Origin of the sequence: Nocardioides lentus (assembly GCF_039529515.1) — a bacterium.
Lineage (GTDB): Bacteria > Actinomycetota > Actinomycetes > Propionibacteriales > Nocardioidaceae > Nocardioides > Nocardioides lentus.
In genome coordinates this window covers 135,974-161,554 of the sequence record NZ_BAAAMY010000005.1, presented here as the reverse complement: position 1 = coordinate 161,554, position 25,581 = coordinate 135,974, and the positions used below count along the sequence as shown (strand labels likewise).

Genomic DNA, 25,581 nt, shown 5'->3' with positions numbered 1-25,581 from the left:
CCCGGGTGGGGCTCAGGCCCAGAGGGCCCGGACCTCGTCGGCGACGGCGGTGGCCTGGGCGAAGCCGGCGCGCGCGGAGGCGCCGCGGGCGGAGAGGTCGAGGACGTTCGTGCCGATGGCCGTCCGGGACGCCTCGTCGGGTCGCAGGATCACGCTGGGGTGGCCCTCGAGCTGCTGGTAGGGGTTCTGCATCGGGCCGACGCCCTTGGCCAGCGGAGCGACCACGACGACGCGCTCGCAGTCGCGGGCGAGGTCGGCGTTGGCGACCGAGCGGGCGCCGCCGTCGACGTGGGGACGCCCGTCGATCGGGACCGGCGGGTAGACCCCCGGCACGGCACAGCTCGCGGCCACGGCGTGCAGCAGGGGCACGCCGGAGGTGCGGTCGAGCACGCGCAGCGCGCCGGTGGTCGCGTCGACGACCGCGATCCGCAGGTCGGCCTCGGGCCACTCCTCGGAGGGCAGGCGGTCGCGGATCAGGTCGAGCCGCTCCTGGAGCGGCGGGGTCTTGCCGCGGCGGGCGCGGCGCACCGACCAGGAGCCGAGGTTGCGGCCGAGCCGCTCGGCGTCACCGCGGGCGCGCAGCACCGAGCTCGCGAAGCCCGCCACCACCGGCAGCCCGAACGACGGCGGCGTGGGGGCGTCGAGCACGTCGGTGGCCTGCTCGGCGTACAGCTCGGCGAGCGGGGTGCCGCTGCGCAGCTGGGTGCCGACCACCGAGCCGGCGGAGGTGCCGACGACGACGTCGGCGGTGGTGAGGTCGACGCCGTGGTCGAGGAGCCCGGCGACGAGCCCGGTCTCCCAGGCGATGCCGGTGATGCCGCCGCCGCCCAGGACCAGGCCGCGCGTGCCCGGGGTGGTGCCTGCCATGTGGGTCCTCCTCGTGGTGGTTACTCATGGGTAATGTACGCGCCATGAGCCAGGTGCAGACCATGTGGTCGACGCTGTCGCCGCTCCCGCTCGGCGCGCGGCTGTTCTCCTTCGCGTTCAGCCGCAAGGCGCCGTACTTCGCGACCGTCCGGCCCCGCTTCACCCGGATCGAGCCGCACCGGGTCGAGCTGGTCGTGCCGAAGCGGCGGAGCGTCCACAACCACCTCGGCACCGTGCACGCGATCGCGCTCTGCAACGGCCTGGAGGCCGCGATGGGGGCGCTCGCCGAGGTCACGATCCGCGCCGACCAGCGGTGGATCCCGAAGGGGATGGAGGTCGCCTACACCGCCAAGGCGACCTCCGACGTCACCTGCGTCGCCGAGACCGACGCGGCCGACTGGTCCGAGGCCGCCCTGCCCGCGAGCGGGGGCGAGGTCGCCGTGCGCGTCAGCGGGACGCGCGACGACGGCACCACGGTGATCGAGGGCGTCATCCGGCTGTGGGTGACGCCCCGCACGCGGGCCGCGGCGCCCCCGGGCTAGACAGCGCGGCCGGTGTCGCGGTCGGCGATCCCGGCCACGGTGACCTCCAGGACGGGGGCCTTCTCCCCGATCAGCCGCTTCTGCAGCACGTTCGCGATCGCCGTCAGCACGAGGTTCGCGGCGATGTAGAGCGCGGCGAGCACGATCGCGGTCGGCACCTGGTTCTGGAACTCCAGGTAGATGCTGCGTCCGACGGCGGTGAGGCCCGGGGCCACGATGTAGTAGCCGAGGCTGGTGTCCTTCAGCGCCACCACGCACTGGCTGATCAGCGCGGGGAGCATGACCTTGACCGCCTGGGGGAGCTGCACGATCCACAGCACCTGGGTCTTGCGCATGCCGATCGCGTACGCCGCCTCGGCCTGGCCGGCCGGGACGGCGAGGACGCCCGCGCGGAAGACCTCGGCCAGCACCGAGCCGTTGTAGAGCGTCAGCGCCACGACGACGCACCAGAACGTCGACAGCGGGCCGCCGCCGATGCTGAGCAGGTAGAAGACGAAGATGATGAGGATCAGCACGGGGACGGCGCGGAAGAACTCGACGACCAGCCAGCAGGGCCAGCGGACGACCCGGTGGTCCGAGAGCTTCCCGAGGCCGAAGACGAGGCCGAAGACGACGGCGAAGACGATGGAGAAGAACGCCATCTGGAGCGTCACGAGCAGGCCGTCGACCAGCAGGACCCCGAGGTACTGGGGGGTCACGAAGACCTCCCACTTGTCGTAGGTCAGCTGGCCCGCGTCGTAGAGCTTCCAGACGATGCCGGCGAGGAGGGCCACGAGCGCGACCGCGGACAGGACGGTGTAGATCCGCGCCCGCCGGCGGGCGCGCGGCCCGGGGACGTCGAACAGGACGCTGGTGCTCATCGGGCCACCTTCCAGCGACGCTCGAGGGCGTAGGACGAGAACGCGATGGCCTCGACGACGACGATGTAGCCGAGAGCGATGAGCAGGAAGATCTCGATGCGCTGGTCGGCGTTGTCGTTGGTGAAGCGGCGCATCGTCGCCGCGGCCTCGGCGATGCCGAAGGCGGCGGCGATCGAGGTGTTCTTGGTGAGGGCGATGAAGACGCTCGCCATCGGGGGGACCACGGCGCGGGCGGCCTGCGGGAGCACCACGAGGCGCATCACCTGGCCGAAGTCCAGGCCGATCGCGCGGGCGGCCTCGGCCTGGCCGACCGGCACGGCGTTGATGCCCGAGCGGATGGCCTCGCAGACGAACGCCGAGGTGTAGAGCGTCAGGGCGACGACCGCGCGGAAGAAGAAGGCGGAGACGTTGTAGTCGCCGACCGCGATGACCTCGATCGACTGGAACGTGATGCCGATGCGGGGCAGCGCGATGGCGATGAAGATGAACACCACGAGCAGCGGGGTGTTGCGGAAGAGCGTCACGTAGACGGCGGCCGCCTTGGACAGCACCGGCACCGGGCCGACGCGGGCGGCGGCGAGGAGCAGGCCGAACACCAACGAGAGCACGCCGGAGACGACGGCCAGGCCGATGGTCAGGCCGAAACCGGTCAGGTAGACGTCGAAGCTGCCGAAGATCGCTTCCACGCGGGTGCCTCCTTCCTCGCTGCGGGGGTCCTCACCACCGCGGGGCGGCCGGATCGGCCGCCCCGCGGGGTGTCGTGCTGGTGGTCAGGTCAGGCGCACTCGTCGAGCGCCGGCGGCTCGGGGGCGTCGTCCCCGGACTGGCCGAGGGTGATGTCGAACGCCTCCTCCCAGGATCCGTCCTCGTAGGAGGCCTCGAGGGTGTCGTTGAGGAACTGGCACATCTCCGGGTACTCGGGGGAGTAGCCGATGCCGTAGCGCTCCTCGGAGAAGGGCTCGCCGACGACCTTGAGGGCGTCGGGCTGCTCCGCGGCGTAGCCGAGCAGGATCGCGCCGTCGGTGGTCATCGCGGACACGGTGCCGTCGAGGACCTGGTCGACGCACTCGGAGTAGGTGTCGAAGCCGCGCGGCTGCGCGCCCTCGGCCCGGGCGTTGTCGAGGGAGGTCGACCCGGTCACGGAGCAGACCTCCTCGCCCTCGACGTCGGCGACGTCGTCGATGTCGCTGTCGGAGGGCACGAGCAGCTGCTGGCCGGTGACGTAGTACGGGCCCGCCTGGCCGACGACCTCGCGGCGCTCGTCGGTGATCGAGTACGACGCGATGACGAGGTCGACCTCACCCTCCTGCAGGAAGGGCTCGCGGTTGTCCGAGATCGTCTCGGTCCAGGTGATGTTCTCGGGGTCGATGCCGAGGTTCGCGGCGATGATCTTGCCGATCTCGGGGTCGAAGCCGACCGGGGTGTCGTCGCCGGCGCCCTGGAAGCCGATGCCGGGCTGGTCGTACTTGACGCCGATTGTGATCTCGCCGGCCTCGTTGAGCTCGGCCATGCGGGTGCCCTCCTCGAACTGGGCGTCCTCCACCGCCTCGACGTCGCGGGTCTCGCTCTCGTCGCTGCCGGCGTTGCCGCAGCCGGCGGTGAGCAGGGCCAGTCCGGCGGCGGCCGCAGCCACCTTGGTCCGGGTCATGCGCATGTGCTTCTCCTTCGTCTCCGGCCGTGGTCGGCCGCCCGATCTGGTGGGGAGTGCTCAGTGCTTGAGGATCTTGCCGAGGAAGTCCTGGGCGCGCTCGGTCCGCGGGTTGGTGAAGAACTCCTCGGGGGTGTTCTCCTCCGCGATGGCGCCGTCGGCCATGAAGACGACGCGGTGCGCCGCCGTGCGCGCGAATCCCATCTCGTGGGTGACGACGACCATGGTCATGCCGCGCTCGGCGAGGTCGACCATGACGTCGAGGACCTCCTTGATCATCTCCGGGTCCAGGGCCGAGGTGGGCTCGTCGAAGAGCATCACCTTGGGGTCCATCGCGAGCGCGCGGGCGATCGCGACGCGCTGCTGCTGGCCACCGGAGAGCTGCGCGGGGTACTTCTGTGCCTGGTGGGCGATCCCGACCCGCTCGAGCAGCTCCATGCCGCGCTTGTCGGCGGCGTCCTTGGACTGCTTGCGGACCTTGATCGGGCCGAGCGTCACGTTCTCGAGGATCGTCTTGTGGGCGAAGAGGTTGAAGGACTGGAAGACCATCCCGACCTCGGCGCGCAGGTTGGCGAGCGCCTTGCCCTCGGCGGGCAGCGGCTGGCCGTCGAGGGTGATGGAGCCGCCCTGGATGGTCTCGAGACGGTTGATCGTGCGGCACAGGGTCGACTTGCCGGAGCCCGACGGGCCGATCACGACCACGACCTCACCGCGGGTGATGGTCAGGTCGATGTCCTGCAGGACGTGGAGGTCGCCGTACCACTTGTCCACGCCGTCCAGCACGACCAGCGGCTCGCCGCGGCCCGCCTGGATCTGCCCCGACTCGTGGGCCGCCTCCGCCGTCATGGCCCGCAGACTAGGGGTACTCACAGGCTGCTCACCATCTGCGTCGGGGGGAGGGGCCCAGATGTGACCTCCCCGTGACACGGGCGGGGCACACTCGTCGCCGTGAGCGAGGACCTGCGCATCGAGCCGGCGGACCGCGACGACCCTGACCTGCGGCAGCTGGTGACGGACCACCTGGCCGACATGGTCGCCACCACCCCCGACCCGGCCAGTCGTCACGCGCTCGACCACGACGACCTGTTCGGACCCGCGGTTGCCGTGTGGGTCGCGCGTCTGGACGGGCGGGTGGCGGGCTGCGGTGCGCTCGCGGAGCTGACACCCGACTCCGGCGAGCTGAAGGCCATGCGGACGACGGTCGAGGCGCGTGGCCACGGCGTCGGCACGGCCGTGCTCCGCCACCTGCTCGACGAGGCCCGTGGTCGTGGCTATCGCGCGGTGCACCTCGAGACCGGCGCGCAGGACTTCTTCGCTCCGGCCCGCCGGCTCTACGAGGCGCACGGCTTCGTGGCGACCGGCCCGTTCGGCACCTACGTCGAGGACCCCGCCAGCGTGTTCATGAGGCTCGACCTGGCCCTGTGAGTTCCCGGCTCAGCCGGGTGAACCGACCTGGTCCGGCGGGTGCGTGCCGGTCGCGTCGACGAGGCGCTCGACGCCGTGGCGGGAGCGCCATCGGCGGGGCGGGGGACCGGGACCGTCGTGGGGGAGGTCGGTGACCGTCCAGTGGTGGGTCTTGGCCCGGTGGTGGGTGCGCGAGAGCGGCTGGGTGTTGACGGTCGACGTCTGGGCGATGCCCTCCACGGCCGCGGCGGCGTCGAAGGCGCGCACGTGGTCGAGGTCCACGGCCCGGCTGACGCGCGACGCGTGCGGGAAGGCGTCACCGGGCTGGGCGAGGTGCACGCGCTGCCGGATCGCCACGGGGTGCTCGTAGGCGAGCGTCGAGAGGTCCTCGGTGAGGTCGACGACCGGGGTGACGGTGACCTGCGCCGGGCCGAGGAGGTCGGCGAGGTCTCCGGCGGCGAGCGGGCCGGTGGGGCCCTCGACGCGGGCGACGCCGAAGACGGCGCTCGTCCCGTCCTCGAGAGTGCGGGTGCCGGCGGCGCCGAGGGCGGCCTGGTGCAGGTGGACGTAGAGGACGGTCCGCGGCCGCAGCGCGAGCAGGGTGGGGTCGTCGAGGCGGGCGAGGACGTCCTCGGGGACGGCGATCGCGCGCGACAGGTGCTGCTCGTCGGCGTCGGGGTCGGGGTCGGTGCCCTCGGGCTCCTCCCAGGTGGGCTCGTCCAGCTCGTGGGCGTCCTCGGCGCGGGGGTCGGGCTCGTCGACGTCCTCGTCGGTGGCCGGCTCGGTGGGGACGTTGGTCACCGCCCACTCCTGGCCTGGGTCGCCCGGGGACCAGGCCGGGTCGGGGCCCGTGACGGACTCGTGGTCCGGTCCGGCGTCGGGGTCCTCGTCGAGGGACTCGGTGAGCAGGACGAGCAGCTCCGCGGGCCGGGCGAGCCAGCCGAGGGCGGCGGAGCGTCGTACGTCGAGGGGCGCGTCGTGCAGCTCGGGGTGGTCGGGGTGGCGGCGCAGGATCTCCGCGACCCGGGCGAGGGTGGCGTCGACCCAGCAGGCGTCGCCGGCGGTCAGGCGGGCGATCAGGTCGCGCAGACCGGTCTCGCGCGTGCGCCCGAGCGTCGCGAAGCGGCGGGCCTCCTCCGCCGCCACGCGCGCGGCGTGGGTGACGGGGTCGGCCTCGATGATCGCGGCCCGGGCGACGCTGTCGACCCGCGAGGGGGACTGACCCGTGATCACCGCGGCGACCGCGGCGTCGACGACGCCGATCACGTCGCCCGACAGGTGACGTGAGGACGCGGCCACCCGTCGCGCGAGCCAGGGCTCGGCGCGCAGGGCCACCACGTGGGCCCAGGTCAGCGGCAGCCGGTGGCGCAGGTCGAGGGCGTCGGCCAGCACCGCGCGGGCGGACAGCACGTGCACGCTGCGGGCGGCGGCGAGCTCGCACAGCGGCAGGTCCCGCACCCGGGGCGTCCCGTCACCGCCCAGCTGGACCAGCTCGTCCCCACCGACCTCGGACCACCGGGTCCACCCCGGGTCGTCACGCGGGTCGGAGGCGTTGAGGTCCGCGAAGTGCAGGCACAGCTGCAGGTCGTCGACCTCGGCGCGCCGACGACGCCCGACGGTCGCCTCGACCGCGCGCAGCGTCGCCGCGGTGTCGGAGTCGTCGGAGGCGAGGGTCATGCCCAATTTTATCGAACACGTGTTCGATCGACAATGCCTCGGATGCCAAGGGTGGAGCGCGTGGCCCGGTTGCGCGTCCGGCGCCCGCGGCGTACCCAGGACCATGACCTCCCGCGTGTCCCACACCAGCGTCGACTGCCGCGACGCCTACGCCCTGTCCGTCTTCTGGGCCGGGGTGCTCGGCTACGCCGGAGACCCCGACGAGCCCGACGAGCCGGGGGACGAGGAGTGCCTGCTGCTGTCGCCCGACGGCGAGCATCGACTGCTGTTCCTCGAGGTGCCGGAACCGAAGTCGGTCAAGAACCGCCTGCACCTCGACCTCGAGCCCGTCGACGGTGGTCGCGAGGAGGAGGTCGACCGACTGCTGGCGCTCGGCGCCACGCTGCTTGACGACCGACGGCGACCCGACGGCGGGTGGGCGGTGCTCGCCGACCCGGAGGGCAACGAGTTCTGCGTCCTGCTCACCCGTGCGGAGCGGGAGGCCGCCGGCTCGCTGTGAGCGGGGCGGGACCGTAGTCTTGACCGCTGTCATGCGCACCTACGAGGTCCGCACCTACGGGTGCCAGATGAACGTCCACGACTCCGAGCGCCTCACCGGCCTGCTGGAGGACGCGGGGTACGCCGCCGCGCCCACCGGCGAACAGGCCGACGTCGTCGTCTTCAACACCTGCGCCGTGCGCGAGAACGCCGACAACCGCCTCTACGGCAACCTCGGCCACCTCGCCCCGGTCAAGGCGAGCCACCCCGGCATGCAGATCGCCGTCGGAGGCTGCCTGGCGCAGAAGGACCGCGACACGATCACGCGCAAGGCGCCCTGGGTGGACGTCGTCTTCGGCACCCACAACATCGGCTCCCTGCCGGCGCTGCTGGACCGGGCGCGGTCGCAGGAGGAGGCGCAGGTCGAGATCCTCGAGTCGCTCGAGGTCTTCCCGTCCACCCTGCCCACCCGCCGCGAGTCGGCGTACGCCGCCTGGGTGTCGGTCTCGGTCGGGTGCAACAACACCTGCACCTTCTGCATCGTCCCGGCACTGCGGGGCAAGGAGAAGGACCGCCGTCCCGGGGAGATCCTCGCCGAGGTCGAGGCGCTCGTCGCGGAGGGCGTCAGCGAGATCACCCTGCTCGGCCAGAACGTCAACGCGTACGGCGTGGAGTTCGGCGACCGGCAGGCGTTCAGCAAGCTGCTGCGCGCCTGCGGCGAGGTCGAGGGCCTCGAGCGGATCCGCTTCACGAGCCCGCACCCGGCCGAGTTCACCGACGACGTCATCGAGGCGATGGCCGAGACGCCGTCCGTGATGCCGAGCCTCCACATGCCCCTGCAGTCCGGCTCCGACGCGGTGCTCAAGGCGATGCGGCGCTCCTACCGGCAGAAGAAGTTCCTCGGCATCATCGACCGGGTCCGCGCCGCGATCCCCGACGCCGCGATCACCACCGACATCATCGTCGGCTTCCCCGGCGAGACCGACGCCGACTTCGAGGACACCCTGCACGTCGTGCGGGAGGCCCGGTTCGCCGGCGCCTACACCTTCCAGTACTCCAAGCGCCCCGGGACCCCGGCCGCCACCATGGCCGGCGAGGTCCCGCCCGAGGTCGTCAAGGAGCGCTACGGCCGCCTGGCCGCGCTCGTCGACGACGTCGCCTGGTCCGAGAACACGGCCCAGGTCGGTCGGCGCCTCGACCTGCTGGTGGCGGAGGGGGAGGGCCGCAAGGACGCCGCCACCCACCGGCTCTCCGGCCGCGCCCCCGACAACCGGCTCGTGCACTTCAGCCCCGACCTGTCCGGCCTCGACCCGGCGACGCCCGCGCCGCGACCCGGCGACGTCGTCACCGTCGAGGTCACCCGCGGCGCTCCGCACCACCTGGTCTCGGACGCCCCCGTGCTCGGCGTCCGCCGGACCCGGTCGGGAGACGCGTGGCAGGCCCGGGTCGAGGGTCCGCCGGCCCCGGCGGGCGTCGGGCTGGGGATGCCGACGGTGGGCGCTCCCGCGCCGCTGCCGCCGGCCCCCGCCTGCGGCTGAGCCGCCGGGGGCCTAGGAGCCCTTCGGCTTCCAGGTCTTGCTCAGCGGGTTCCGCGACGGCGGACGCCGCTTGGGCGGCGGGTTGTCGGGGTTGACCTCGACCCCGCCACGCGACTGCTGCGGCAGCTCGGTCGCCGGGCGACGGTCCGCCGGCAGCGGGTCACGGCTGGCCGGCGGCCGCACTCCGCGGCTCGCGACCTGGCCGGGACCGGTCGGTCCGACCCGCTCGCTGCTGACCCCCATGCCGCCCTCCAGGCCCTCCGGACCACCCGCGTTGGGGTCGGCGTCCGAGGCCTCGACGTTGGCCGGCAGGTCGCCGCGGACCTCGTCCTCGCTCATCGCCGCCACCTCAGGCCGGGGGCTCGGCGTCCGAGCCGGCGTCCTCGCCGCGCTCGTCGTCGTCGGGCTCCTGCTGCTTGTCCTCGCCCTCCTTGACCTCGTCGGGCGTCGCGTCCTCGGTGGCCGGGTTGTCGTCCGGGTCGGCGTCGCGGCCCACCACCTGGGCGCCGCGGTCGGCGTAGTCGGACTCGTCGCGCACCGCGTCGGTCCCCCCGGGGAACAGCTCGGGCTCCTGGGTGGTCGGCGTGGGCCGGGGGCCGAGGCCGCCGCTGCTGTCGTCGCTCATGCGGTCGCTCCTTCTCGGTCGAAACCGTGGGTCAGGTAGGGGGTGCCGGTGCCCAGCGCCGCGAGGGCGGCGCGCTCGTGGGGCACCACCGGGCCGGGCAGGTCGTCCTCGAGCCGGTCGAGCCGGCACCAGCGGAGGCCGGCACTGCGGTCGGCCTCCACCACCCGCGGCTCGCCGGACCAGCGGCGCGCGGTGAAGAAGAAGTCCACGCGCTCGTCGATCGGGGCCCCGTCGCGGGTGCGCTGCATGGTCAGCTCGAAGCGCAGGTCGAGGTCGGTGATCCCGAGCTCCTCGGCCGCCTCGCGCCGCGCCGCGTCGTACGCCGTCTCGCCGCGCTCGACGTGGCCCGCGGCTCCGGCGGCCCAGTGCTCGTCCATGAAGCCCGTGCCGCGTCGCAGCTGCAGCAGGACCTCCTCGACCCCCGGGGCGCCGGGGGCCGGCCGCAGCAGGAAGACGTACGCCGCGGGGACGACCACGAACCGGTCGTGGGTCACCGGCGCGGCGGTCCCGCGGGGCCCGTCGGGCCGGTCGGGCCCGTGGGCCCGGTCGGGCCGGAGCCCGGACCGTTCTTGTCGTCCATCTTGTCGATGGCCTCCTGCGCCTTCACGCGACCCTTGGCGATCTTGTCGCTGTACTTGCCCTTGGTCTGCTTGTCGGCCGCCTGGGCCGCCTTGTCGAGGCCCTTGCTGATCTTGTCGCCGTGCTGGTCCACGGCCTGCTGGGCGCGGCCGCGGAGTTTGTCGAAGAAGCTGCTCATGGGGCGAGACTAGCCGCGTGACCGAGACCGCCCTCCCGCCGATCGTCGCGGTGGTCGGGCCCACCGCCGCGGGCAAGAGCGACCTCGCGGTGGACCTGGCGCTGGCCGTCGACGGCGAGGTCGTCAACACCGACGCCATGCAGCTCTACCGCGGCATGGACATCGGCACCGCCAAGCTCACGCCCGCCGAGCGCCGCGGGGTGCCCCATCACCTCCTCGACGTCCTCGAGGTCACCGAGACCGCCAGCGTCGCCGCGTTCCAGCGCGAGGCCCGCGCGGTCGTCGCCGACGTCCGCGCCCGCGGTCGCGTGCCGGTGCTCGTCGGCGGCTCCGCCCTCTACACCCGCGCCGTCCTGGACCGGATGGAGTTCCCCGGCACCGACCCCGCGCTGCGGGCCCGGCTCGAGGGCGAGCTGGAGACCGCGGGCGTCGCGGCCCTCCACGCCCGCCTCGCCGAGGTCGACCCGGCCGCCGCGGCCGGCATCGAGCCGGGCAACGGCCGTCGGGTCGTCCGCGCGCTCGAGGTCGTGGAGCTGACCGGTCGGCCCTTCGCGGCCTCCCTGCCGGTCCCGGCGTACGTCGCGGAGCCGACGCTCCAGCTCGGCGTCGCCGTCGACCGACCCACCCTCGACGCCCGCATCGAGCGCCGCGTCGAGGCCATGTACGACGCCGGGCTGCTCGACGAGGTCGCGCGCCTGCTCGAGCGGGGTCTGGCCGACGGGCTGACCGCCTCGCGGGCGATCGGCTACCGGGAGGCCGCGGCCCACCTCGCCGGCGACCTCTCGCTCGAGGAGGCCCGCGAGCGCACCGTCGTCGCCACCCGCCGCTTCGTGCGGCGCCAGGAGGCGTGGTTCCGTCGCGACGAGCGCATCGTCTGGGTCGACGGCCCGGACGCTGCGCTGTCCGCGATCGGCCTGGCGCGCACCGGCGCCCCCGCGTGAGGGTGGCCCCATGACCGTCCGCACGACCTACTACACCGCCGCCTCCCTCGACGGGTTCGTCGCCGACCCGCAGGACTCGCTCGCCTGGCTCTTCGCGCAGCACCACGAGAACCCCGCCGACGCCTCGCTCACCTACGACGCGCTGCTCGCCCGCACCGGGGCGGTGCTGATGGGCGCGACGACCTACCTCTGGATCCGCGGCCACGTCGTCGACAGCGGCGAGGGCTGGCCCTACGACCTGCCCACGTGGGTGATGACGCACCACGAGCGGGCCGGTGTCGACGGTGCCGACGTGCGGTTCGCGTCCGGCGACGTGGCCGCCGTGCACGCCGACGTCGTCGCGTCCGCCGCCGGCCGCGACGTGTGGGTGGTCGGCGGCGGTGACCTCGCGGGCCAGCTCGCCGACGCCGGCCTGCTCGACGACGTCGTGGTCTCCCTCGCGCCCGTCGTGCTCGGCGCGGGGCGCCCGCTCCTGCCGCGCCGACTCCAGCTGCGGCTCGCCGAGCACGGCACAGCCGGGGACCTCCTGACCGCCCGGTACGACGTGGTCGGACCCCGGCCCGGGGTCGACTGGACGGCGTGATCGGGCGGTCCGCCCGCCACCGGCGGTAGGTTCGGACGCGTGGACGAGGTGGCGGTGACCGACGAGGCGACGCTGACGGCGCTGCTGGGGGGCGAGCCCAGCGACGCGGCCCGCGACAAGGACCGCGACCGTCTCCACGAGCTCGACCGGGCGTGGCTGGAGGCCTCCCCGTTCTGCGTGCTCGCCACCGCCGACGCCTCCGGGCGGCTCGACGCCTCGCCCAAGGGAGACCCGGCGGGTCGGCTGGTGCACGTCCTCGACGATCGCACGATCGCCCTCGCCGAGCGCCCCGGCAACCGACGGGCCGACGGCTACCGCAACGTCCTGTCCGACCCCGGCGTCGGCCTGATCTCGTTCATCCCGGGACGCGGCGACACCCTGCGGATCAACGGCCGGGGCCGTCTGGTGTCGGAGGCGTCCTGGTTCGACGCGCTCGAGGTGCGCGGGCACCGGCCCGTCCTCGCCCTGGTGGTCGAGGTCGAGCAGGTGTTCCACCACTGCGCCAAGGCCTTCCTGCGCTCCGGGCTGTGGGACCCCGCGACCTGGGATCCCGAGGCCCGGGTGCCCCGACGCGCGGTGCTCGCCCGGACGCTCGAGCGTCCCGGCGACAGCCTGGAGACGCTCGACGCCCGCTACGGCCCGTCGTACGCCGAGGGGCTGTACCGCTGATGCCGACCACGGACGACTACGCCTTCCTCAAGGGGCACGGCACCGAGAACGACTTCGTGCTGCTGCCCGACCACGACGGCACGGTGCACGGCGACCTCGACCCCGCGCGCGTCGCCCGGCTGTGCGACCGACGCGCCGGCCTCGGGGGCGACGGCGTGATCCGCGTGGTGCGCTCGGCCGTGCTCGTCGACCGCGGTGCCGTCACCGCGCACGACGCGGGGGCCTCGGAGTGGTTCATGGACTACCGCAACGCCGACGGGTCGGTCTCGGAGATGTGCGGCAACGGTGTGCGCGTGCTCGCCCACCACCTCGTCACCGCCGGCCTCGTCGACCCCGCCGCCGGGCCGATCGCGATCGGCACCCGCGGGGGCGTCAAGACCGTCACCCCCCTCGGGCGGGGCGGGTACGCCGTCGACATGGGGCCCGCGGTCCTGCTCGGCGAGACCCGGGTCGGGGTGGGGGAGCGGACCTGGCCCGCCCTCGGCGTGGACATGGGCAACCCCCACGCCGTCGCCGTGGTGGGCGACCTCGCCGACGCCGGCGACCTGCTCGTGGCCCCCGACGCCGACCCCGGGCTCTACCCGCGAGGCGTCAACGTCGAGTTCGTCGTGCGCCGCGACGAGCGCCACGTCGCGATGCGGGTCCACGAGCGGGGCTCGGGCGAGACGCGGTCCTGCGGCACCGGCGCCTGCGCCGTCCTCGTCGCCTCCGCCCTCGCCGACGGCCTCGCCGGCCCCCAGGGGCCCGCCGAGCCGGTGCGCTACCGGATCGACGTGCCCGGAGGTGTCCTGTACGGCACGTGGGAGCCCTCCGGTCGTACTACCCTCAGCGGGCCGGCCGTGCTCGTGGCCAGCGGCCGCACCGACCTCTGAGCGATCCCCCGCGGGGATCTCGCCGCGCGAGGTTTGGCGGGCCCTCCCGCGGGTCAGGCTGGTGACGACCGCGCCGGCCGCCCGTGCCGACGCCACACGACGAGGGGGCACCTGATGGCCGACCGACCCGACGAGCCCGAGCCGACCCGCCTGGCCGGCAGCGGGGGCTCTCCGCAGAACCGGCCCGAGCCCGCCGCGGGAGCCCAGCCGCAGCAGCCCCAGCAGCCCTGGACGCCGGCCGGCGACCAGGGGACCCCGCCGCAGGGCGCCCCGCAGCAGGGCGCCCCGCCGCCCTACGGCCAGCAGCCGGGCCAGCAGCCCGGCTACGGCCAGGGCCAGCCGCCGTACGGCCAGCCCGGGGGGCAGCCGCCGTACGGCCAGCCCGGCTACGGCCAGCCCGGCTACGGCGCGCCCGGCGGGGCGCCCGGCTACGGCCCGCCCGGTGGTGGCCCCGGCGGCTACGGACCGCCCGGCGGTCCCGGCGGTCCCGGCGGCTACGGCGGTCCCGGCGGGCCGGGTGGCTACGGCGGACCCGGCGGCCCGAACGGTCCCGGCGGGCCCCGCAAGCCCACCGACAAGAAGCCCCTCCTCATCGCCGGCGCGGCGCTGCTGGTGCTGCTGATCGTCGGCGGCATCGGCCTGGCGGTCGTGCTGGGCGGCGACGACGAGTCCGACACCACGGCCAGCGACCCCGAGACGACCTCGCAGACCGAGGAGCCGGCGCCCAGCGAGGAGGAGTCCGCCGCGGGCGGCTCCGACGCCGAGGAGAGCCCCTCCGCGGACCCCGACCTCCCGTCGTTCGAGGCCGAGGACGCCTACGAGATGGGCCAGGTCTGCGAGGAGGAGTTCATGCGCAACGCGTCGGAGTACGACGCCGCCGACCCGCGTGTGGCCCCGTTCTCCGCGATCGCCACCGAGGAGGGTGCCGACGTCGAGTACTCCTCCGAGTACGCCGGTTACGGCGAGCAGTGGGGCATCGACGCGGACCGCTTCGAGGAGACCAGCGTCATCATGTGCATGACGGGTGCGCCGGCCGGTGAGGCCAGCACCTGCGAGGGCACCGACATCGACGACAAGGCCGTGGACTACCAGTTCCAGGGCGTCGAGTACGCCGTCACGTTCGTCGAGGCGGCCACCGGTGCCGTGCTCGCGGAGGGCGACCCGATCGAGACCGACGCCAGCACCTGCCCCGACTCGGAGTACGCGCTGGTCTTCGACGCGGACGTGCCGACCTTCGCGCGGGCCGACGTCGAGGACATCGACGACCGGGTCAACGACTTCGTCGACGCCTCGGGGGGCGAGTCCTGAGCCACCTCCTATGCTCCGCGGCATGGAGCTGAGCGGAGCAAGTGCAGTCGTGACCGGCGGGGCGTCGGGCATCGGTGAGGCCGTCGTACGACGGCTCGCCGGGCTCGGCGCCCTCGTCGTGGTGGCCGACCTCAACGACGACGCGGGCACCGCGCTCGCCGACGAGGTCGGGGGCCGCTTCGTGCACGTGGACGTCACCGACACCGACGAGCTCGTCACGGCCGTGGACGCGGCGCTGGAGCTCGGCCCGCTGCGCGCGGCCGTCAACTCCGCCGGGATCGGCTGGGCGCAGCGCACGGTCGGCCGCGACGGCACCTACGAGTCCGCCGCCGACCTCGACGCCTTCCTGAAGGTGATCCGGGTCAACCTCGTCGGGGTGTTCGACTCGACGAGGCTCGAGGCCACGGCCATGAGCCGCAACGCCCCCGACGCCGGCGGCGAGCGCGGCGCGATCGTCAACGTCGCGAGCATCGCGGCCTTCGACGGCCAGATCGGGCAGGCGGCCTACAGCGCCTCCAAGGGCGGCGTCGTCGGCATGACCCTCCCGGTCGCCCGCGACCTCGCGGCCTCGGGCATCCGCCTCAACACCATCGCGCCGGGCCTCATCGACACCGCCATCTACGGCCACGGCCCCGACGCCGAGGCCTTCAAGGCCCAGCTCGGCCAGGGCGTGCTGTTCCCCAAGCGCCTCGGCGTGCCCGACGAGCTGGCCCGCATGGTCGTCGAGCTGCTCGAGAACCCCTACGCCAACGGCGAGACCGTCCGTCTCGACGGCGGCCTGCGGATGCCCCCGAAGTGACCGGTGCCGGGCGGCCGTAGCCGTCGGTCCCGGCCCACGGGGGTCGTCGGCGCGCACCACCCCGCCGTTGCGCCCGCAGCAAACACGGGTGCGACCCGCGGCGCGCCGCCGTAGGCTGGTCAGCACATGACGCACGCACACCACACCGCCCCCGAGACCGCACCCGAGGCCGAGAGCGAGACGTTCACCGGCCTCGACGCCGCGCTCGCCGAGACCGAGGACTGGGGCGACGAGCCCGCCGAGGTCGTCCGTCCCGCGCGCCGGCCCGACCGCGCCCCGACGGACCGCGACGACCGTGACCTGACCACGGGCGAGGCCGACCTGGCCGACCGCCAGTCGATGCGCCGCATCGCCGGGCTGCGCACCGAGCTCGAGGACATCACCGAGGTCGAGTACCGCCAGCTCCGGCTCGAGCGCGTGGTCCTGGTGGGCGTCTGGACCGACGGCACCCTCGCCGACGCCGAGAACTCCATGACCGAGCTCGCCGCCCTGGCCGAGACCGCCGGCTCCGAGGTGCTCGAGGCGATGGTGCAGCGGCGCCAGAAGCCGGACCCCGCGACCTACATCGGCTCCGGCAAGACCGCGGAGCTCACCGAGGTCGTGCGCGCCACGGGTGCCGACACCGTCATCTGCGACGGCGAGCTCGCGCCCTCCCAGCTGCGCAACCTCGAGGACCGCACCGGGGTGAAGGTCGTCGACCGCACCGCGCTGATCCTCGACATCTTCGCCCAGCACGCGAAGTCCAAGGAGGGCAAGGCGCAGGTCGAGCTCGCCCAGCTGCAGTACATGACCCAGCGCCTGCGCGGCTGGGGCGGCAACCTGTCGCGCCAGGCCGGCGGTCGGGCGGCCGGCGGTGACGGCATCGGCGGCCGCGGTCCCGGTGAGACCAAGATCGAGACCGACCGGCGACGGATCTCGGCGCGGATCGCCAAGCTGCGGCGCGAGCTGAAGGGCCTCGAGGCCACCCGGGCCACCAAGCGTGCCGACCGCCAGCGCCACGACGTGCCCAGCGTCGTCGTCGCCGGCTACACCAACGCCGGCAAGTCCAGCCTGCTCAACCGGCTGACGCAGGCGGGGCTGCTGGTCGAGGACGCGCTCTTCGCGACCCTGGACGCCACCACGCGCCGCACGACGACCTCCGACGGGCGTGAGTACACGGTCTCCGACACCGTCGGCTTCGTCCGGCACCTGCCGCACCAGCTGGTCGAGGCGTTCCGCTCGACGCTGGAGGAGGTCGCCGACGCCGACCTGGTGCTCCACGTCGTCGACGGCTCCCACCCCGACCCCGAGGGCCAGATCGCCGCGGTGCGGGAGGTCTTCGCCGACGTCATCAAGGACACCGACGTCACCGCGATCCCCGAGCTGGTCGTCGTCAACAAGGCCGACGCCGCCGACCCGATGGTGATCGCCCGGCTGCGTCAGCGCGAGCCCGGCTGCCTCGTCGTGAGCGCTCGCACCGGGGAGGGCATCGAGGAGGCCCTGGCCGTCGTCGAGGCCGAGCTGCCGCGGCCCGCGGTGGCGTTCTCGGCGCTGCTGCCCTACGACCGCGGCGACCTGCTGGACCGGCTGCACCGGTTCGGGGAGATCGACACGATGGAGCACACGGCCGCCGGCACGCGGCTCGTCGGGCGCGCCGAGCCGGCGCTCGCCGACGAGCTCGCGGCGTACGCCGTCTGAGAGATCACGGGAACCCTGGGTAGCCTTCACCCGTTTGCTCCTGGGTGGGCCCGTGGGGGCCGGCTCCCGCGTCCCGCCCCGTGCTCGCGTCCTTCGAGAAGATCGGTCTGTCCATGTCTCGCGGTGTGCTCGTCCGTCTGGTGCTCGTGCTCGGCCTCCTGGCCGGGTGCGCGGCCATCGCGCTCAACGTCTCCCCGCGGCTCGGGCTCGACCTGCGGGGCGGCTCGCAGATCGTGGTGGAGGTCCAGCCCGGCGAGGACGGCGAGGAGCCGACCGCCGAGGACACCCAGCAGGTGGTGGAGGTCCTCCGCGGCCGGGTCGACAGCCTGGGCGTCTCCGAGCCCACCCTCGTCAGCCAGGGCACCAACCAGATCCTCGTCGAGCTGCCCGACGTGCAGAACTCCGACGACGCCCAGGAGGTGCTCGGCCAGCAGGCGCAGCTGAGCGTCCACCCCGTCGTGGGCGCCGCGGCCTCGCCGGACGCCGAGCCCACCGAGGAGGGCAACGAGGTCCTCGCCTCCGACCAGGGCGACGTCATCGAGATCGGCCCGACGGCCATCCGCGGCACCGAGATCGACGGCTCCGACGCCGTCAACGACACCACGCAGGGCGGCGGCTGGGTCGTCAACGTCGACTTCGACGGCCCCGGCGGCAGCACCTGGCAGCAGATCACCTCCGAGGCCGCCTGCCAGGACGGCGTCCCCACCGCGCAGACCGACCCCACGCGCCGCGTCGCGTTCGTCCTCGACGGCGAGGTCATCTCGTCCCCGCCGATGGCGCCGAGCGTCGGCTGCGCCGGCATCGGCGGCGGCCAGACCACCATCACCGGTGACTTCGACTTCGAGGAGGCCAACGGCCTCGCGGTGCTCATCGAGGGCGGCTCGCTGCCCTTCCCCGTCGAGGTGGTGTCCAACCAGACGACCGGCCCGACGCTGGGCGGCGAGGCCATCCAGCAGTCCGCGCTCGCCGCGATCATCGGCCTCGCGGCGACCGCCCTGTTCATCGGTCTCGTCTACCGCCTCGTCGGGCTGCTCGCGACCCTGGCGCTCACGTCGTACGCGCTGATCTCGTACGCGATCCTGCTCGCGCTCGGCGCGACCCTGACCCTGCCCGGCCTGGCCGGGTTCGTGCTCGCGATCGGCATGGCGATCGACGCCAACGTGCTGGTCTTCGAGCGCGCCCGCGAGGAGTACCGCGACAACCCCGCCGCCGGCATGCGTCGCGCCCTCTCGGTCGGCTTCAACAAGGCCTGGTCGGCCATCATCGACTCCAACGTCACCACCCTGATCGCCGCCGGCCTGCTGTTCTGGCTGGCCGCCGGCCCGGTGCGTGGCTTCGGCGTCACCCTGTCCATCGGCGTGGTCGCCTCGATGGTCTCCGCGCTGGTCATCGCCCGGGTGCTCACCGAGCTCGGCGTCTCCGTGCCGTTCGTCCGCAAGCGGCCGGCGATCACCGGCCTGAGCGACGTCGGCCGGGTCCGCACCTGGCTGATGGAGAAGAACTTCCAGATCATGGCGCGCACCAGGATCTGGCTCTCGGTCTCGGCCGCGCTGGTCGTGATCGCCCTGTCGGGCATCCTCGTCAACGGCCTGAACCTGGGCGTCGAGTTCACCGGCGGCCGCACGGTCGAGTACGCCACGGGCCAGCAGATCGACGCCGACTCCGCCCGCGAGGTCGTGGCCGACGCGGGCTACACCGAGGCCGTCGTGCAGTCGGTGACCAACAACGGCAACATCTCGGTGCGCGCCGGCTCCCTGGACCGCGACGACGTCGAGACGATCGGCGCGGCCCTCGGCGACGCCGCCGGCGGCTCGGAGATCATCCAGGACTCCGAGGTCGGGGCCTCGCTGGGCGAGCAGCTGCGCAACCAGGCGCTGATCGCCTTCGGGCTCGCCTTCCTCGGCCAGCTGATCTACCTCGCCATCCGGTTCAAGTGGACCTTCGGCGCCGCGGCCATCATCGCGATGATGCACGACGTGCTGATCGTGCTCGGTCTGTTCGCCTGGCTCGGCAAGCCGATCGACGGGGTGTTCCTCGCCGCGATGATGACCATCGTCGGTGTCTCCATCAACGACACCGTCGTCGTCTTCGACCGGATCCGTGAGCGCTGGCGGCTGTCGCGGCCGGACGCGACGTTCGCCGACGAGGCCAACACGGCCTGCCTCGAGACGACGCCGCGCACGATCAACACCGGCATCGGCATCATGTTCATCCTCGCGGCGCTGGCCGTCCTGGGCGGCAGTTCGCTGGGCGACTTCTCGATCGCGCTGCTCGTCGGCCTGGTCGTCGGCACCTTCTCCTCGGTGTTCCTCGCGACGCCGCTGACGATCATCTTCAACCGGCGCGCCCCGCTGACCCGCACCCAGAAGGTCCGCAAGGAGCGGGACCTCCAGGACTCCGGCGCCGTCGTCTGAGGCCCGCCCGGGCCCCGCGCGGGGCCCGGGCGGACTCCGGGCGGAGCTGTGGAGAGGCCCCGGCGACGTCCGTGCGGCGCCCCGTAGGGTTCGGCGGGTGCCTCCCGAGACCGCCCCGTCCACCGCGACGGTCACCGACGTGCTCGGCGCCGCCGTGGCCGCGCTGGGCGGGCAGGAGCGGTCGGGCCAGGTGCGCATGGCCGAGGCCGTGGCCCGGGCGTTCGAGGCGAAGGAGCACCTGCTCGTCCAGGCCGGCACCGGCACCGGCAAGTCGCTGGCCTACCTCGTGCCCTCCCTGATGCGCGGGAAGCGGGTGGTCGTGGCCACCGCGACCCTCGCGCTGCAGCACCAGCTGGTCGAGCGCGACCTGCCGCGCCTGCTCGACGGGGTCGGCGACCACGCGGCCCTGGCGGGTCTCGACCCCGACCCGGTCACCGGCAACGCGTACGCCGTGCTGAAGGGCCGGTCCAACTACGCCTGCCTGCACCGGGTCCGCGAGGGTGTGCCCGACGACCAGGGCGCGCTGGTCGACCTGCCCGAGGGCTCGCAGGGGGAGCAGGTCGTCGCGCTGCGCGAGTGGGTCGAGGAGCAGGCCGCCGACGGCGGCACCGGCGAGCGCGACGGCGCGCCCCGTCACACCGACCGGGTCTGGCGCCAGGTCAGCGTCTCGGCGCGGGAGTGCCTCGGCGCGAGCCGCTGCCCGTTCGGCGAGGAGTGCTTCGCGGAGCGGGCCAAGGAGCGGGCGGCCAAGGCCCGGGTCGTCGTCACCAACCACTCGCTGCTCGCGATCGACGCCATCGAGGGCGTCCCGATGATCCCCGAGTACGACGCCGTCGTCGTCGACGAGGCCCACGAGCTCGCCGCCCGCGTCACCCAGGCGGCGACCGACGAGGTCACCGTCGCCGAGGTGGAGCGGGTGGCGCGGCGCTCGACGCGCCACGTCGCGGGCCGTGACGGCGACGACCCCTCCGAGGACCTCCTGGACGCGGCCCAGGCGCTGCGGGCGGCGATGGACGAGTGCGCCGAGGGGCGGCTCGACCCGCCGCCGCAGGCGGTCTCCGACGCCCTCGAGCTCGTCCGCGACGCGGTCCGCGCCTGCCTGTCGGCGCTGCCCCGCGAGTCGGGGGGCGGGTCCGGCGGGGGCTCGGGCGGGGGCTCGGGCGAGGCCGTCGACCCCGGTCGCCAGCAGGCCCGGGGCTGGCTGACCGAGCTCTTCGACCACACCGCGCGGATGGCGTCGCTCTCGGAGCACGACGTGATGTGGTTCGCCCCCGGCCGCGAGCGGGTGCCCGCGCGGCTGTGCGTGGCTCCGCTGCGGGTCGCCGGCACGGTGCGGCGGGGCCTGCTCGAGGAGAAGACGGTCGTCCTCACCAGCGCGACGCTGATGCTCGGCGGCGACTTCACCGCCGTCGCCGGTGGGCTGGGCCTGCGGCCCGACGACGAGCTCGCCTGGTCCGGGCTCGACGTCGGCTCGCCGTTCGACTACGCCCGCCAGGGGATCCTCTACGTCGCCCGCCACCTGCCGCCGCCCGGCCGCGACGGGCTCGGGCCCGCGCAGCTCGACGAGCTGGCCGAGCTCGTCGACGCCGCCGACGGTCGGACCCTGGGCCTGTTCTCGTCACGCCGGGCTGCGGAGACCGCCGCCGAGGGGGTGCGCACGCGACTGCCACACCTCACGACGCTCGCGCAGGGGGACGCGCAGCTGTCCGAGCTGTCCGCCCAGTTCGTCTCGGACCCCCACACCTGCCTCTTCGGCACCCTGAGCCTCTGGCAGGGCCTCGACGTCCCTGGCGACACCTGCCAGCTCGTCGTGATCGACCGGATCCCGTTCCCGCGGCCGGACGACCCGCTGATGTCGGCCCGCCAGAAGGCCGCGGACGCCGCGGGCGGCAACGGCTTCATGCAGGTCGCGGCCACCCACGCCGCCCTGCTGCTCGCCCAGGGGGCGGGCCGGTTGATCCGGTCCTCCGACGACCGCGGGGTCGTCGCGTGCCTGGACCCGCGCCTGGTCACCGCCCGCTACGGCGGGTTCCTGCGCGCCGGTCTGCCGCCGCTGTGGCCGACCACCGACCCCGCGGTCGTGCGCGGGGCGCTGGCGCGCCTGAGCGCGACCGCTCAGACGAAGTAGGACGCGACGAAGAACAGCGCGACCGCCACCGCGATCACCAGCGCGGTCAACCGGACCCACGCGGGATAGCTGCTCGACGGCGTCCCCGACGCGGGCTCGTCGTCGACGCCCCGCAGCTCGGGCGGGTCGTCGGACTCCCAGCGGCTCACGGCGCCGACGCTACCGGGTGGTCGGGTCGGGCCGGGGTGGTGCGGTCCACGCGACGGTGGAAGCGCATCCCCAGGGCCCCGCCCGCGACCGCGGCGACCAGCGTCAGCAGCACCGGGCCCGCCACGAGCACGACCGCGCCGACCGCGAGCTCGCCGCCCGCCGGCGTCAGCACCCCGAGGCCACCGGACACGCCGGCCCACGGGCCGGCGCCCGCGCCCGCGCCCCAGGCCAGGACGCCCAGGCCGCCCACCAGGAGCACGGTCCACGCCCACACCGCCACGCCCTGCCGCACGCCGTCGAAGCGCGCCATCCTCGCCGCCACGTAGCCGCCCACCAGCCAGGACACCGCGAGCGTCACGACGGCGAGGACCAGGACCTCCACCGTGCCGAACCCGAGGAAGCCGAACCCTCCCAGACCCAGCACGACGACCACTGCCCCCAGCAGGCCGCCGAGGACGTTGACCATGCCCACCGCCGCCACGAAGCCGCAGAACGCCGCGCCGACCTTCACCCCGCCGTGCACCGCCCGCTGGCGCTCGGCCGGGTCGGGGATGCGGGCCGTGGCGGTCGTGTCGCGAGCGGTCGTGTCGGGGGCGGTCATCGCGACTCCTCGGCTCGGTGGTGGGCGGCCACGCTACAGCCGGGACCGCCCGTCCCAGCCGTCACGCGGCCGCCCCAGCCCGAGGAAGCCGGCCACCGTCGGCGCGACGTCCACGGTGTGGGCGACCGCCGACGAGCTCCCGGGCCGGACGGCCGGGTGCCCCCCGGAGAGGAAGAACGGGATCGGCGCGGTGGCGGGGTGGCCGTGGTTGCCGGGGATCGGGTTGGAGACCACGGAGGGGTCGCTGAAGCGCCACCCGGCGCGGCAGTAGGCGATCACGTCGCCGGCCTCGGGACCCAGGCGCAGCCACGGCGACGCCCGGCGGTCGTGGACGGCGAGGACACCGGGCACGGCCCTCACGCGCTCCCGGATCCGGTCGACCGCGCGGGCGCGTCCGGCGGCCGGACCGGTCCAGTAGACCATGTCGGCGCCGCCGTTCTGCGCGATCGCGATCCGGCCCGCGAGCAGCGGGTCGTCCTCGAGGACGCCGGTCAGCGAGATCACCCGGTCGGGTCGCGACCAGTCCATCGAGTGGTCGGCGAGCACCACCAGCAGCGAGCGGCGCCAGCGCCCCGAGGAGCGCAGCTCACGGACGAAGCGGGCGACCTGCGCATCGGTGGCGGTCAGTGCGGCGCGCCGGGCCGCCCCCAGCGTGGTCCCCGTGAGGTCGGTGTGACCGACGCGGTCGATGTCGCCGAGGTTGACGAACACCAGGTGCGGGTCGAACCGTCGCACCATCTCCAGCGTGGCGCTCATCGTGAAGAGGTCGGGGGCGTGGTCGGAGACCGGCACCAGCGGGAACGGCTCCCACCGGTGGGTGGCGCGGGTGCCGAAGATGCCGAACAGGTACTCCTTGCTCAGCACCGAGCCGCTCGTCAGGCCCTGGCGCCGGGTCCGCTCGAAGAGCGTGTCGACGCGGATGTCGGCGGGCCGGTCCATGGTGCGGGTCTCGCCGAGCCCGCGGTCGTAGACCTGGTTGGCGGGCACGCCGCTGCGGTCGGGCCGCACCCCGGTCATCATCATCGTGTGGTTGGGGATGGTCTCCAGGATCGGCAGGCCCCGGGCCCTCGGGTAGCGGCGACCGGCGTCGCGCAGCGCCCGGACCGTCGGCATCAGCCCGCTGTCGATCTCGTCCGGGCGGCACCCGTCGAGGACCAGCACGTAGGCCCGCCGGTCGCGGGCCGCCGCCGCTGCGGCGCCTCCGGCGCCGGCCAGGGCCCCGGCCGCGACCGCGGCGGAGGAGAAGACCAGGCCGGCGCCGGTGCGCAGGACCGTACGGCGGTCCGTGCCGGCGACCGGGGTCGTCCCGGCGGTCATCGGGGACCCACCGGGGCCGCGGCGCGCCGCAGCTGCTGCGTGCCGGCGAGGGTGCGCCACGAGGTCGACCAGGTGGCGCCGGCCCGGCGGTCGGCGCGGTCGGAGATCACGTACCAGTCCATCTGGGTCCTCTCCGGCGTCACGTCGAGGACGCTGAAGCCGTGGCTGTCGAAGTCGAGGTGCTTCACGTGCGGGTTGTCGGCACGGATGGCCGCCTCCACGGCGAGGCTGGTCGTCCGCGGCGGGGTGCCGGTGATGTCCTTGAGGTTGTTGGAGGTGACCGAGGTGCAGACCATCTCCACGGCCCCGCTCGCCCGGCCCGGCGGCAGGGGGTAGGAGCCGGTGTCGAAGGGGACCTCGCAGGCCCAGGCGGAGTGGATGTCGCCGGTCAGGAAGACCGTGTCGCGCACCCCGCGGTCGGCGATGGTGTCGAGCACCTCGCGGCGGTCCGCGGTGTAGCCGTCCCACTGGTCGACGTTGTACGGCGCGCCGTCGCGGGGGAGCAGTCCGGTCACGTCGGCGACGGGGTCGAGGAGCGCGCCCGGCAGCGAGGCGAACGTGACCGGCGAGATCATCACCGGGTTGCCGACCAGCTTCCACTGGGCGCGTCGCTGCGTCAGCGACTCCCGCAGCCACGCGAGCTGCGCGTCGCCGGTGATCGACCGACCCGGGTCGCCGACCTCGCCGTCGACGAGCGGGGTCGCGACCTGCTGGTCGCGGTAGGTGCGCAGGTCGAGCATGCTCAGCTCGGCCAGCCGGCCGAACCGCAACCGTCGGTACAGGCGGGTGCCGTCGCCCAGCGCCGCCGAGCCGGACAGGCGGACCGGCATCCACTCGTCGTACGCGCGGTGGGCGCGGGCGCGGCGGCGCGCCCAGTCGCCCTCGGCCGGCTGGTGGTTCTCGGCCCCGCCGCGCCAGGCGTCGTTCGCGGACTCGTGGTCGTCCCACGTGACCACCCACGGCAGCCGGGCGTGCAGGTCCGCGAGGTCGGGGTCGGTCTTGTACTGCGCGTGCCGCTGGCGGTAGTCGGCGAGCGAGACGATCTCGCGGGCCGGCCGGTGCGCACGCACGTCCACGTTGTCCCGGCCCAGGCCGTACTCGCCCGGCGCGTACTCGTAGAGGTAGTCGCCGAGGTGCAGGACCAGGTCGAGGTCGTCGCGCGCCGCGAGGTGGCGGTACGCCGAGAACCACCCGGCCTGCAGGTTGGCGCACGAGACCACGCCCCAGCGCAGGCGGCCGGGGGTGCTGTCGGCGGCCGGGGCAGTGCGGGTGCGACCGACCCGGCTACGGCGGCCGGCCCAGGTGAAGCGGTACCAGTACCAGCGGGCCGGCGCGAGCCCCGTCGCGTCGACCTTGACCGTGTGGTCGCGCCACGGGCCGGTGACCGCCCGGCCCCGCCGAACGACGCGGCGGAACGCGGGGTCGGTCGCGACCTCCCATCCGACCTCGACCCGCGGTCCGCGTCCGGAGCCGGGGGTGGCGGCGGCGGTGGGGGTCACACGCGTCCAGAGCACGACGGCGTGCGGGCGCGGGTCGCCCGAGGCGACACCGTGGGCGAAGGCGCGGGCGTCCGCGGCCTGCGCCGGGAGCGGGGAGCCCGTGACGGCGACGGCGGCGGCCCCGGTGGCCCCGGCGGCCAGCACGGCCCGGCGGGAGGGGCGGGGAGGAGTGGTCACGGGACCATCAACGACCATCGCCGGGCCGTGTGACGGCCCGGCGACGAGTGG

General features: G+C 74.3%; 27 protein-coding genes. 13 read left to right on the top strand and 14 right to left on the bottom strand.

The genetic code is table 11. The features are described 5' to 3' along the window. Positions 1-12 precede the first annotated feature (12 nt). Positions 13-867 carry a patatin-like phospholipase family protein gene (locus tag ABD158_RS11660; RefSeq protein WP_344007325.1) on the bottom strand — a complete coding sequence of 285 codons (855 nt, stop codon included), beginning with the start codon at positions 865-867 and terminating at the stop codon, positions 13-15. A 44-nt stretch (positions 868-911) separates the two neighbouring features. Here ABD158_RS11660 and ABD158_RS11655 point away from each other — a divergent pair, with 44 nt between their 5' ends. Then, complete coding sequence (locus ABD158_RS11655) at positions 912-1,409, top strand: hotdog fold domain-containing protein (protein WP_344007323.1); 498 nt, start codon at positions 912-914, stop codon at positions 1,407-1,409. Here the strand turns inward: ABD158_RS11655 and ABD158_RS11650 are convergent. The 4 genes from ABD158_RS11650 to ABD158_RS11635 form a co-directional block, all read right to left on the bottom strand. Continuing rightward, positions 1,406-2,269: an amino acid ABC transporter permease gene (locus tag ABD158_RS11650; protein WP_344007321.1), complete on the bottom strand. Its 864-nt coding sequence runs from the start codon at positions 2,267-2,269 to the stop codon at positions 1,406-1,408. The two genes, ABD158_RS11655 and ABD158_RS11650, sit on opposite strands and share 4 nt — an antisense overlap. After that, positions 2,266-2,955, bottom strand: coding sequence for an amino acid ABC transporter permease (locus ABD158_RS11645; RefSeq protein WP_344007319.1), 690 nt, complete (start codon positions 2,953-2,955; stop codon positions 2,266-2,268). Before ABD158_RS11645 ends, ABD158_RS11650 begins: the two co-directional genes overlap by 4 nt. Before the next feature lie 89 nt (positions 2,956-3,044). Next, positions 3,045-3,923, bottom strand: coding sequence for a glutamate ABC transporter substrate-binding protein (locus ABD158_RS11640; RefSeq protein WP_344007316.1), 879 nt, complete (start codon positions 3,921-3,923; stop codon positions 3,045-3,047). A 54-nt stretch (positions 3,924-3,977) separates the two neighbouring features. After that, positions 3,978-4,763 (bottom strand): amino acid ABC transporter ATP-binding protein, encoded by a 786-nt coding sequence (locus tag ABD158_RS11635; protein ID WP_425573191.1) that lies wholly within the window; start codon positions 4,761-4,763, stop codon positions 3,978-3,980. 102 nt (positions 4,764-4,865) lie between these two features. On the opposite strand from ABD158_RS11635, the gene ABD158_RS11630 reads away from it, so the two are divergent. Then, positions 4,866-5,342 (top strand): GNAT family N-acetyltransferase, encoded by a 477-nt coding sequence (locus ABD158_RS11630; RefSeq protein WP_344007314.1) that lies wholly within the window; start codon positions 4,866-4,868, stop codon positions 5,340-5,342. A gap of 9 nt (positions 5,343-5,351) precedes the next feature. On the opposite strand, the gene ABD158_RS11625 is transcribed toward ABD158_RS11630, so the two are convergent. Then, complete coding sequence (locus ABD158_RS11625; protein WP_344007312.1) at positions 5,352-6,998, bottom strand: hypothetical protein; 1,647 nt, start codon at positions 6,996-6,998, stop codon at positions 5,352-5,354. A gap of 115 nt (positions 6,999-7,113) precedes the next feature. Between ABD158_RS11625 and ABD158_RS11620 the strand changes: the two genes are divergently transcribed. Continuing rightward, positions 7,114-7,497 (top strand): VOC family protein, encoded by a 384-nt coding sequence (locus ABD158_RS11620; protein ID WP_344007310.1) that lies wholly within the window; start codon positions 7,114-7,116, stop codon positions 7,495-7,497. A gap of 31 nt (positions 7,498-7,528) precedes the next feature. Next, entirely contained in the window at positions 7,529-9,013 is a 1,485-nt protein-coding gene (miaB, locus tag ABD158_RS11615; RefSeq protein WP_344007308.1) for a tRNA (N6-isopentenyl adenosine(37)-C2)-methylthiotransferase MiaB, read from the top strand. Between the two features lie 12 nt (positions 9,014-9,025). Here the strand turns inward: miaB and ABD158_RS11610 are convergent, their stop codons facing one another. The 4 genes from ABD158_RS11610 to ABD158_RS11595 are packed head-to-tail and all read right to left on the bottom strand — an operon-like array spanning position 9,026 to position 10,395. After that, positions 9,026-9,352, bottom strand: coding sequence for a hypothetical protein (locus ABD158_RS11610; RefSeq protein WP_344007306.1), 327 nt, complete (start codon positions 9,350-9,352; stop codon positions 9,026-9,028). A gap of 10 nt (positions 9,353-9,362) precedes the next feature. After that, a complete protein-coding gene (locus ABD158_RS11605; protein ID WP_344007304.1) occupies positions 9,363-9,638 on the bottom strand; it encodes a hypothetical protein in 276 nt (91 codons plus the stop codon). Next, entirely contained in the window at positions 9,635-10,132 is a 498-nt protein-coding gene (locus tag ABD158_RS11600) for an NUDIX domain-containing protein (RefSeq protein ID WP_344007302.1), read from the bottom strand. The genes ABD158_RS11605 and ABD158_RS11600 overlap by 4 nt, the downstream gene beginning before the upstream one ends. Beyond that, a complete protein-coding gene (locus tag ABD158_RS11595) occupies positions 10,129-10,395 on the bottom strand; it encodes an antitoxin (protein WP_344007300.1) in 267 nt (88 codons plus the stop codon). The genes ABD158_RS11600 and ABD158_RS11595 overlap by 4 nt, the downstream gene beginning before the upstream one ends. A 17-nt stretch (positions 10,396-10,412) precedes the next feature. Here ABD158_RS11595 and miaA point away from each other — a divergent pair, with 17 nt between their 5' ends. The 9 genes from miaA (at position 10,413) to ABD158_RS11550 (ending at position 21,786) form a co-directional block, all read left to right on the top strand. Then, entirely contained in the window at positions 10,413-11,336 is a 924-nt protein-coding gene (gene miaA / locus ABD158_RS11590; protein ID WP_344007298.1) for a tRNA (adenosine(37)-N6)-dimethylallyltransferase MiaA, read from the top strand. A gap of 10 nt (positions 11,337-11,346) precedes the next feature. Next, positions 11,347-11,919 (top strand): dihydrofolate reductase family protein, encoded by a 573-nt coding sequence (locus ABD158_RS11585; protein WP_344007296.1) that lies wholly within the window; start codon positions 11,347-11,349, stop codon positions 11,917-11,919. A 39-nt stretch (positions 11,920-11,958) separates the two neighbouring features. Further along, complete coding sequence (locus ABD158_RS11580) at positions 11,959-12,588, top strand: MSMEG_1061 family FMN-dependent PPOX-type flavoprotein (RefSeq protein WP_344007294.1); 630 nt, start codon at positions 11,959-11,961, stop codon at positions 12,586-12,588. Beyond that, on the top strand, positions 12,588-13,460 hold the full coding sequence (dapF, locus tag ABD158_RS11575; protein WP_344007292.1) for a diaminopimelate epimerase: 873 nt from the start codon (positions 12,588-12,590) through the stop codon (positions 13,458-13,460). The genes ABD158_RS11580 and dapF overlap by 1 nt, the downstream gene beginning before the upstream one ends. 114 nt (positions 13,461-13,574) lie before the next feature. Beyond that, positions 13,575-14,768, top strand: coding sequence for a flagellar basal body-associated FliL family protein (locus tag ABD158_RS11570; protein ID WP_344007290.1), 1,194 nt, complete (start codon positions 13,575-13,577; stop codon positions 14,766-14,768). A gap of 22 nt (positions 14,769-14,790) precedes the next feature. Further along, positions 14,791-15,567, top strand: coding sequence for an SDR family NAD(P)-dependent oxidoreductase (locus tag ABD158_RS11565; RefSeq protein WP_344007287.1), 777 nt, complete (start codon positions 14,791-14,793; stop codon positions 15,565-15,567). A 339-nt stretch (positions 15,568-15,906) separates the two neighbouring features. Beyond that, positions 15,907-17,244, top strand: a complete 1,338-nt coding sequence (gene hflX, locus ABD158_RS11560; protein ID WP_344007982.1) for a GTPase HflX — start codon at positions 15,907-15,909, stop codon at positions 17,242-17,244. Between the two features lie 113 nt (positions 17,245-17,357). Continuing rightward, positions 17,358-19,658 carry a protein translocase subunit SecD gene (secD, locus tag ABD158_RS11555; protein WP_344007285.1) on the top strand — a complete coding sequence of 767 codons (2,301 nt, stop codon included), beginning with the start codon at positions 17,358-17,360 and terminating at the stop codon, positions 19,656-19,658. Positions 19,659-19,755: 97 nt separating this feature from the next. After that, positions 19,756-21,786 carry an ATP-dependent DNA helicase gene (locus tag ABD158_RS11550; protein WP_425573189.1) on the top strand — a complete coding sequence of 677 codons (2,031 nt, stop codon included), beginning with the start codon at positions 19,756-19,758 and terminating at the stop codon, positions 21,784-21,786. On the opposite strand, the gene ABD158_RS11545 is transcribed toward ABD158_RS11550, so the two are convergent. Genes ABD158_RS11545 through ABD158_RS11530 form a run of 4 tightly spaced genes read right to left on the bottom strand, consistent with a single transcriptional unit; the run spans position 21,774 to position 25,530 of the window. Further along, the gene (locus ABD158_RS11545) at positions 21,774-21,935 is read right to left on the bottom strand and encodes a hypothetical protein (RefSeq protein WP_344007283.1); all 162 of its coding nucleotides are present in this window, start codon (positions 21,933-21,935) and stop codon (positions 21,774-21,776) included. The genes ABD158_RS11550 and ABD158_RS11545 overlap by 13 nt on opposite strands. Next, the gene (locus ABD158_RS11540) at positions 21,932-22,537 is read right to left on the bottom strand and encodes a hypothetical protein (RefSeq protein ID WP_344007281.1); all 606 of its coding nucleotides are present in this window, start codon (positions 22,535-22,537) and stop codon (positions 21,932-21,934) included. The genes ABD158_RS11545 and ABD158_RS11540 overlap by 4 nt, the downstream gene beginning before the upstream one ends. Before the next feature lie 33 nt (positions 22,538-22,570). Next, positions 22,571-23,854: an alkaline phosphatase family protein gene (locus ABD158_RS11535; RefSeq protein WP_344007279.1), complete on the bottom strand. Its 1,284-nt coding sequence runs from the start codon at positions 23,852-23,854 to the stop codon at positions 22,571-22,573. Further along, on the bottom strand, positions 23,851-25,530 hold the full coding sequence (locus ABD158_RS11530) for an alkaline phosphatase D family protein (protein WP_344007277.1): 1,680 nt from the start codon (positions 25,528-25,530) through the stop codon (positions 23,851-23,853). The genes ABD158_RS11535 and ABD158_RS11530 overlap by 4 nt, the downstream gene beginning before the upstream one ends. Positions 25,531-25,581: the final 51 nt, after the last annotated feature.

Bases quoted from the DNA above. Each gene is read 5' to 3' on its own strand.
- ABD158_RS11565 (WP_344007287.1), top strand. From the start codon at position 14,791: ATGGAGCTGAGCGGAGCAAGTGCAGTCGTGACCGGCGGGGCGTCGGGC.
- ABD158_RS11640 (WP_344007316.1), bottom strand. From the start codon at position 3,923: ATGCGCATGACCCGGACCAAGGTGGCTGCGGCCGCCGCCGGACTGGCC.
- ABD158_RS11610 (WP_344007306.1), bottom strand. From the start codon at position 9,352: ATGAGCGAGGACGAGGTCCGCGGCGACCTGCCGGCCAACGTCGAGGCC.
- ABD158_RS11595 (WP_344007300.1), bottom strand. From the start codon at position 10,395: ATGAGCAGCTTCTTCGACAAACTCCGCGGCCGCGCCCAGCAGGCCGTG.
- secD (WP_344007285.1), top strand. From the start codon at position 17,358: ATGTCTCGCGGTGTGCTCGTCCGTCTGGTGCTCGTGCTCGGCCTCCTG.
- ABD158_RS11540 (WP_344007281.1), bottom strand. From the start codon at position 22,537: ATGACCGCCCCCGACACGACCGCTCGCGACACGACCGCCACGGCCCGC.
- ABD158_RS11655 (WP_344007323.1), top strand. From the start codon at position 912: ATGAGCCAGGTGCAGACCATGTGGTCGACGCTGTCGCCGCTCCCGCTC.
- ABD158_RS11605 (WP_344007304.1), bottom strand. From the start codon at position 9,638: ATGAGCGACGACAGCAGCGGCGGCCTCGGCCCCCGGCCCACGCCGACC.
- dapF (WP_344007292.1), top strand. From the start codon at position 12,588: ATGCCGACCACGGACGACTACGCCTTCCTCAAGGGGCACGGCACCGAG.
- ABD158_RS11535 (WP_344007279.1), bottom strand. From the start codon at position 23,854: ATGACCGCCGGGACGACCCCGGTCGCCGGCACGGACCGCCGTACGGTC.
- ABD158_RS11660 (WP_344007325.1), bottom strand. From the start codon at position 867: ATGGCAGGCACCACCCCGGGCACGCGCGGCCTGGTCCTGGGCGGCGGC.
- ABD158_RS11625 (WP_344007312.1), bottom strand. From the start codon at position 6,998: ATGACCCTCGCCTCCGACGACTCCGACACCGCGGCGACGCTGCGCGCG.
- ABD158_RS11635 (WP_425573191.1), bottom strand. From the start codon at position 4,763: ATGACGGCGGAGGCGGCCCACGAGTCGGGGCAGATCCAGGCGGGCCGC.
- ABD158_RS11585 (WP_344007296.1), top strand. From the start codon at position 11,347: ATGACCGTCCGCACGACCTACTACACCGCCGCCTCCCTCGACGGGTTC.
- miaB (WP_344007308.1), top strand. From the start codon at position 7,529: ATGCGCACCTACGAGGTCCGCACCTACGGGTGCCAGATGAACGTCCAC.
- hflX (WP_344007982.1), top strand. From the start codon at position 15,907: ATGCGCCGCATCGCCGGGCTGCGCACCGAGCTCGAGGACATCACCGAG.
- ABD158_RS11570 (WP_344007290.1), top strand. From the start codon at position 13,575: ATGGCCGACCGACCCGACGAGCCCGAGCCGACCCGCCTGGCCGGCAGC.
- ABD158_RS11650 (WP_344007321.1), bottom strand. From the start codon at position 2,269: ATGAGCACCAGCGTCCTGTTCGACGTCCCCGGGCCGCGCGCCCGCCGG.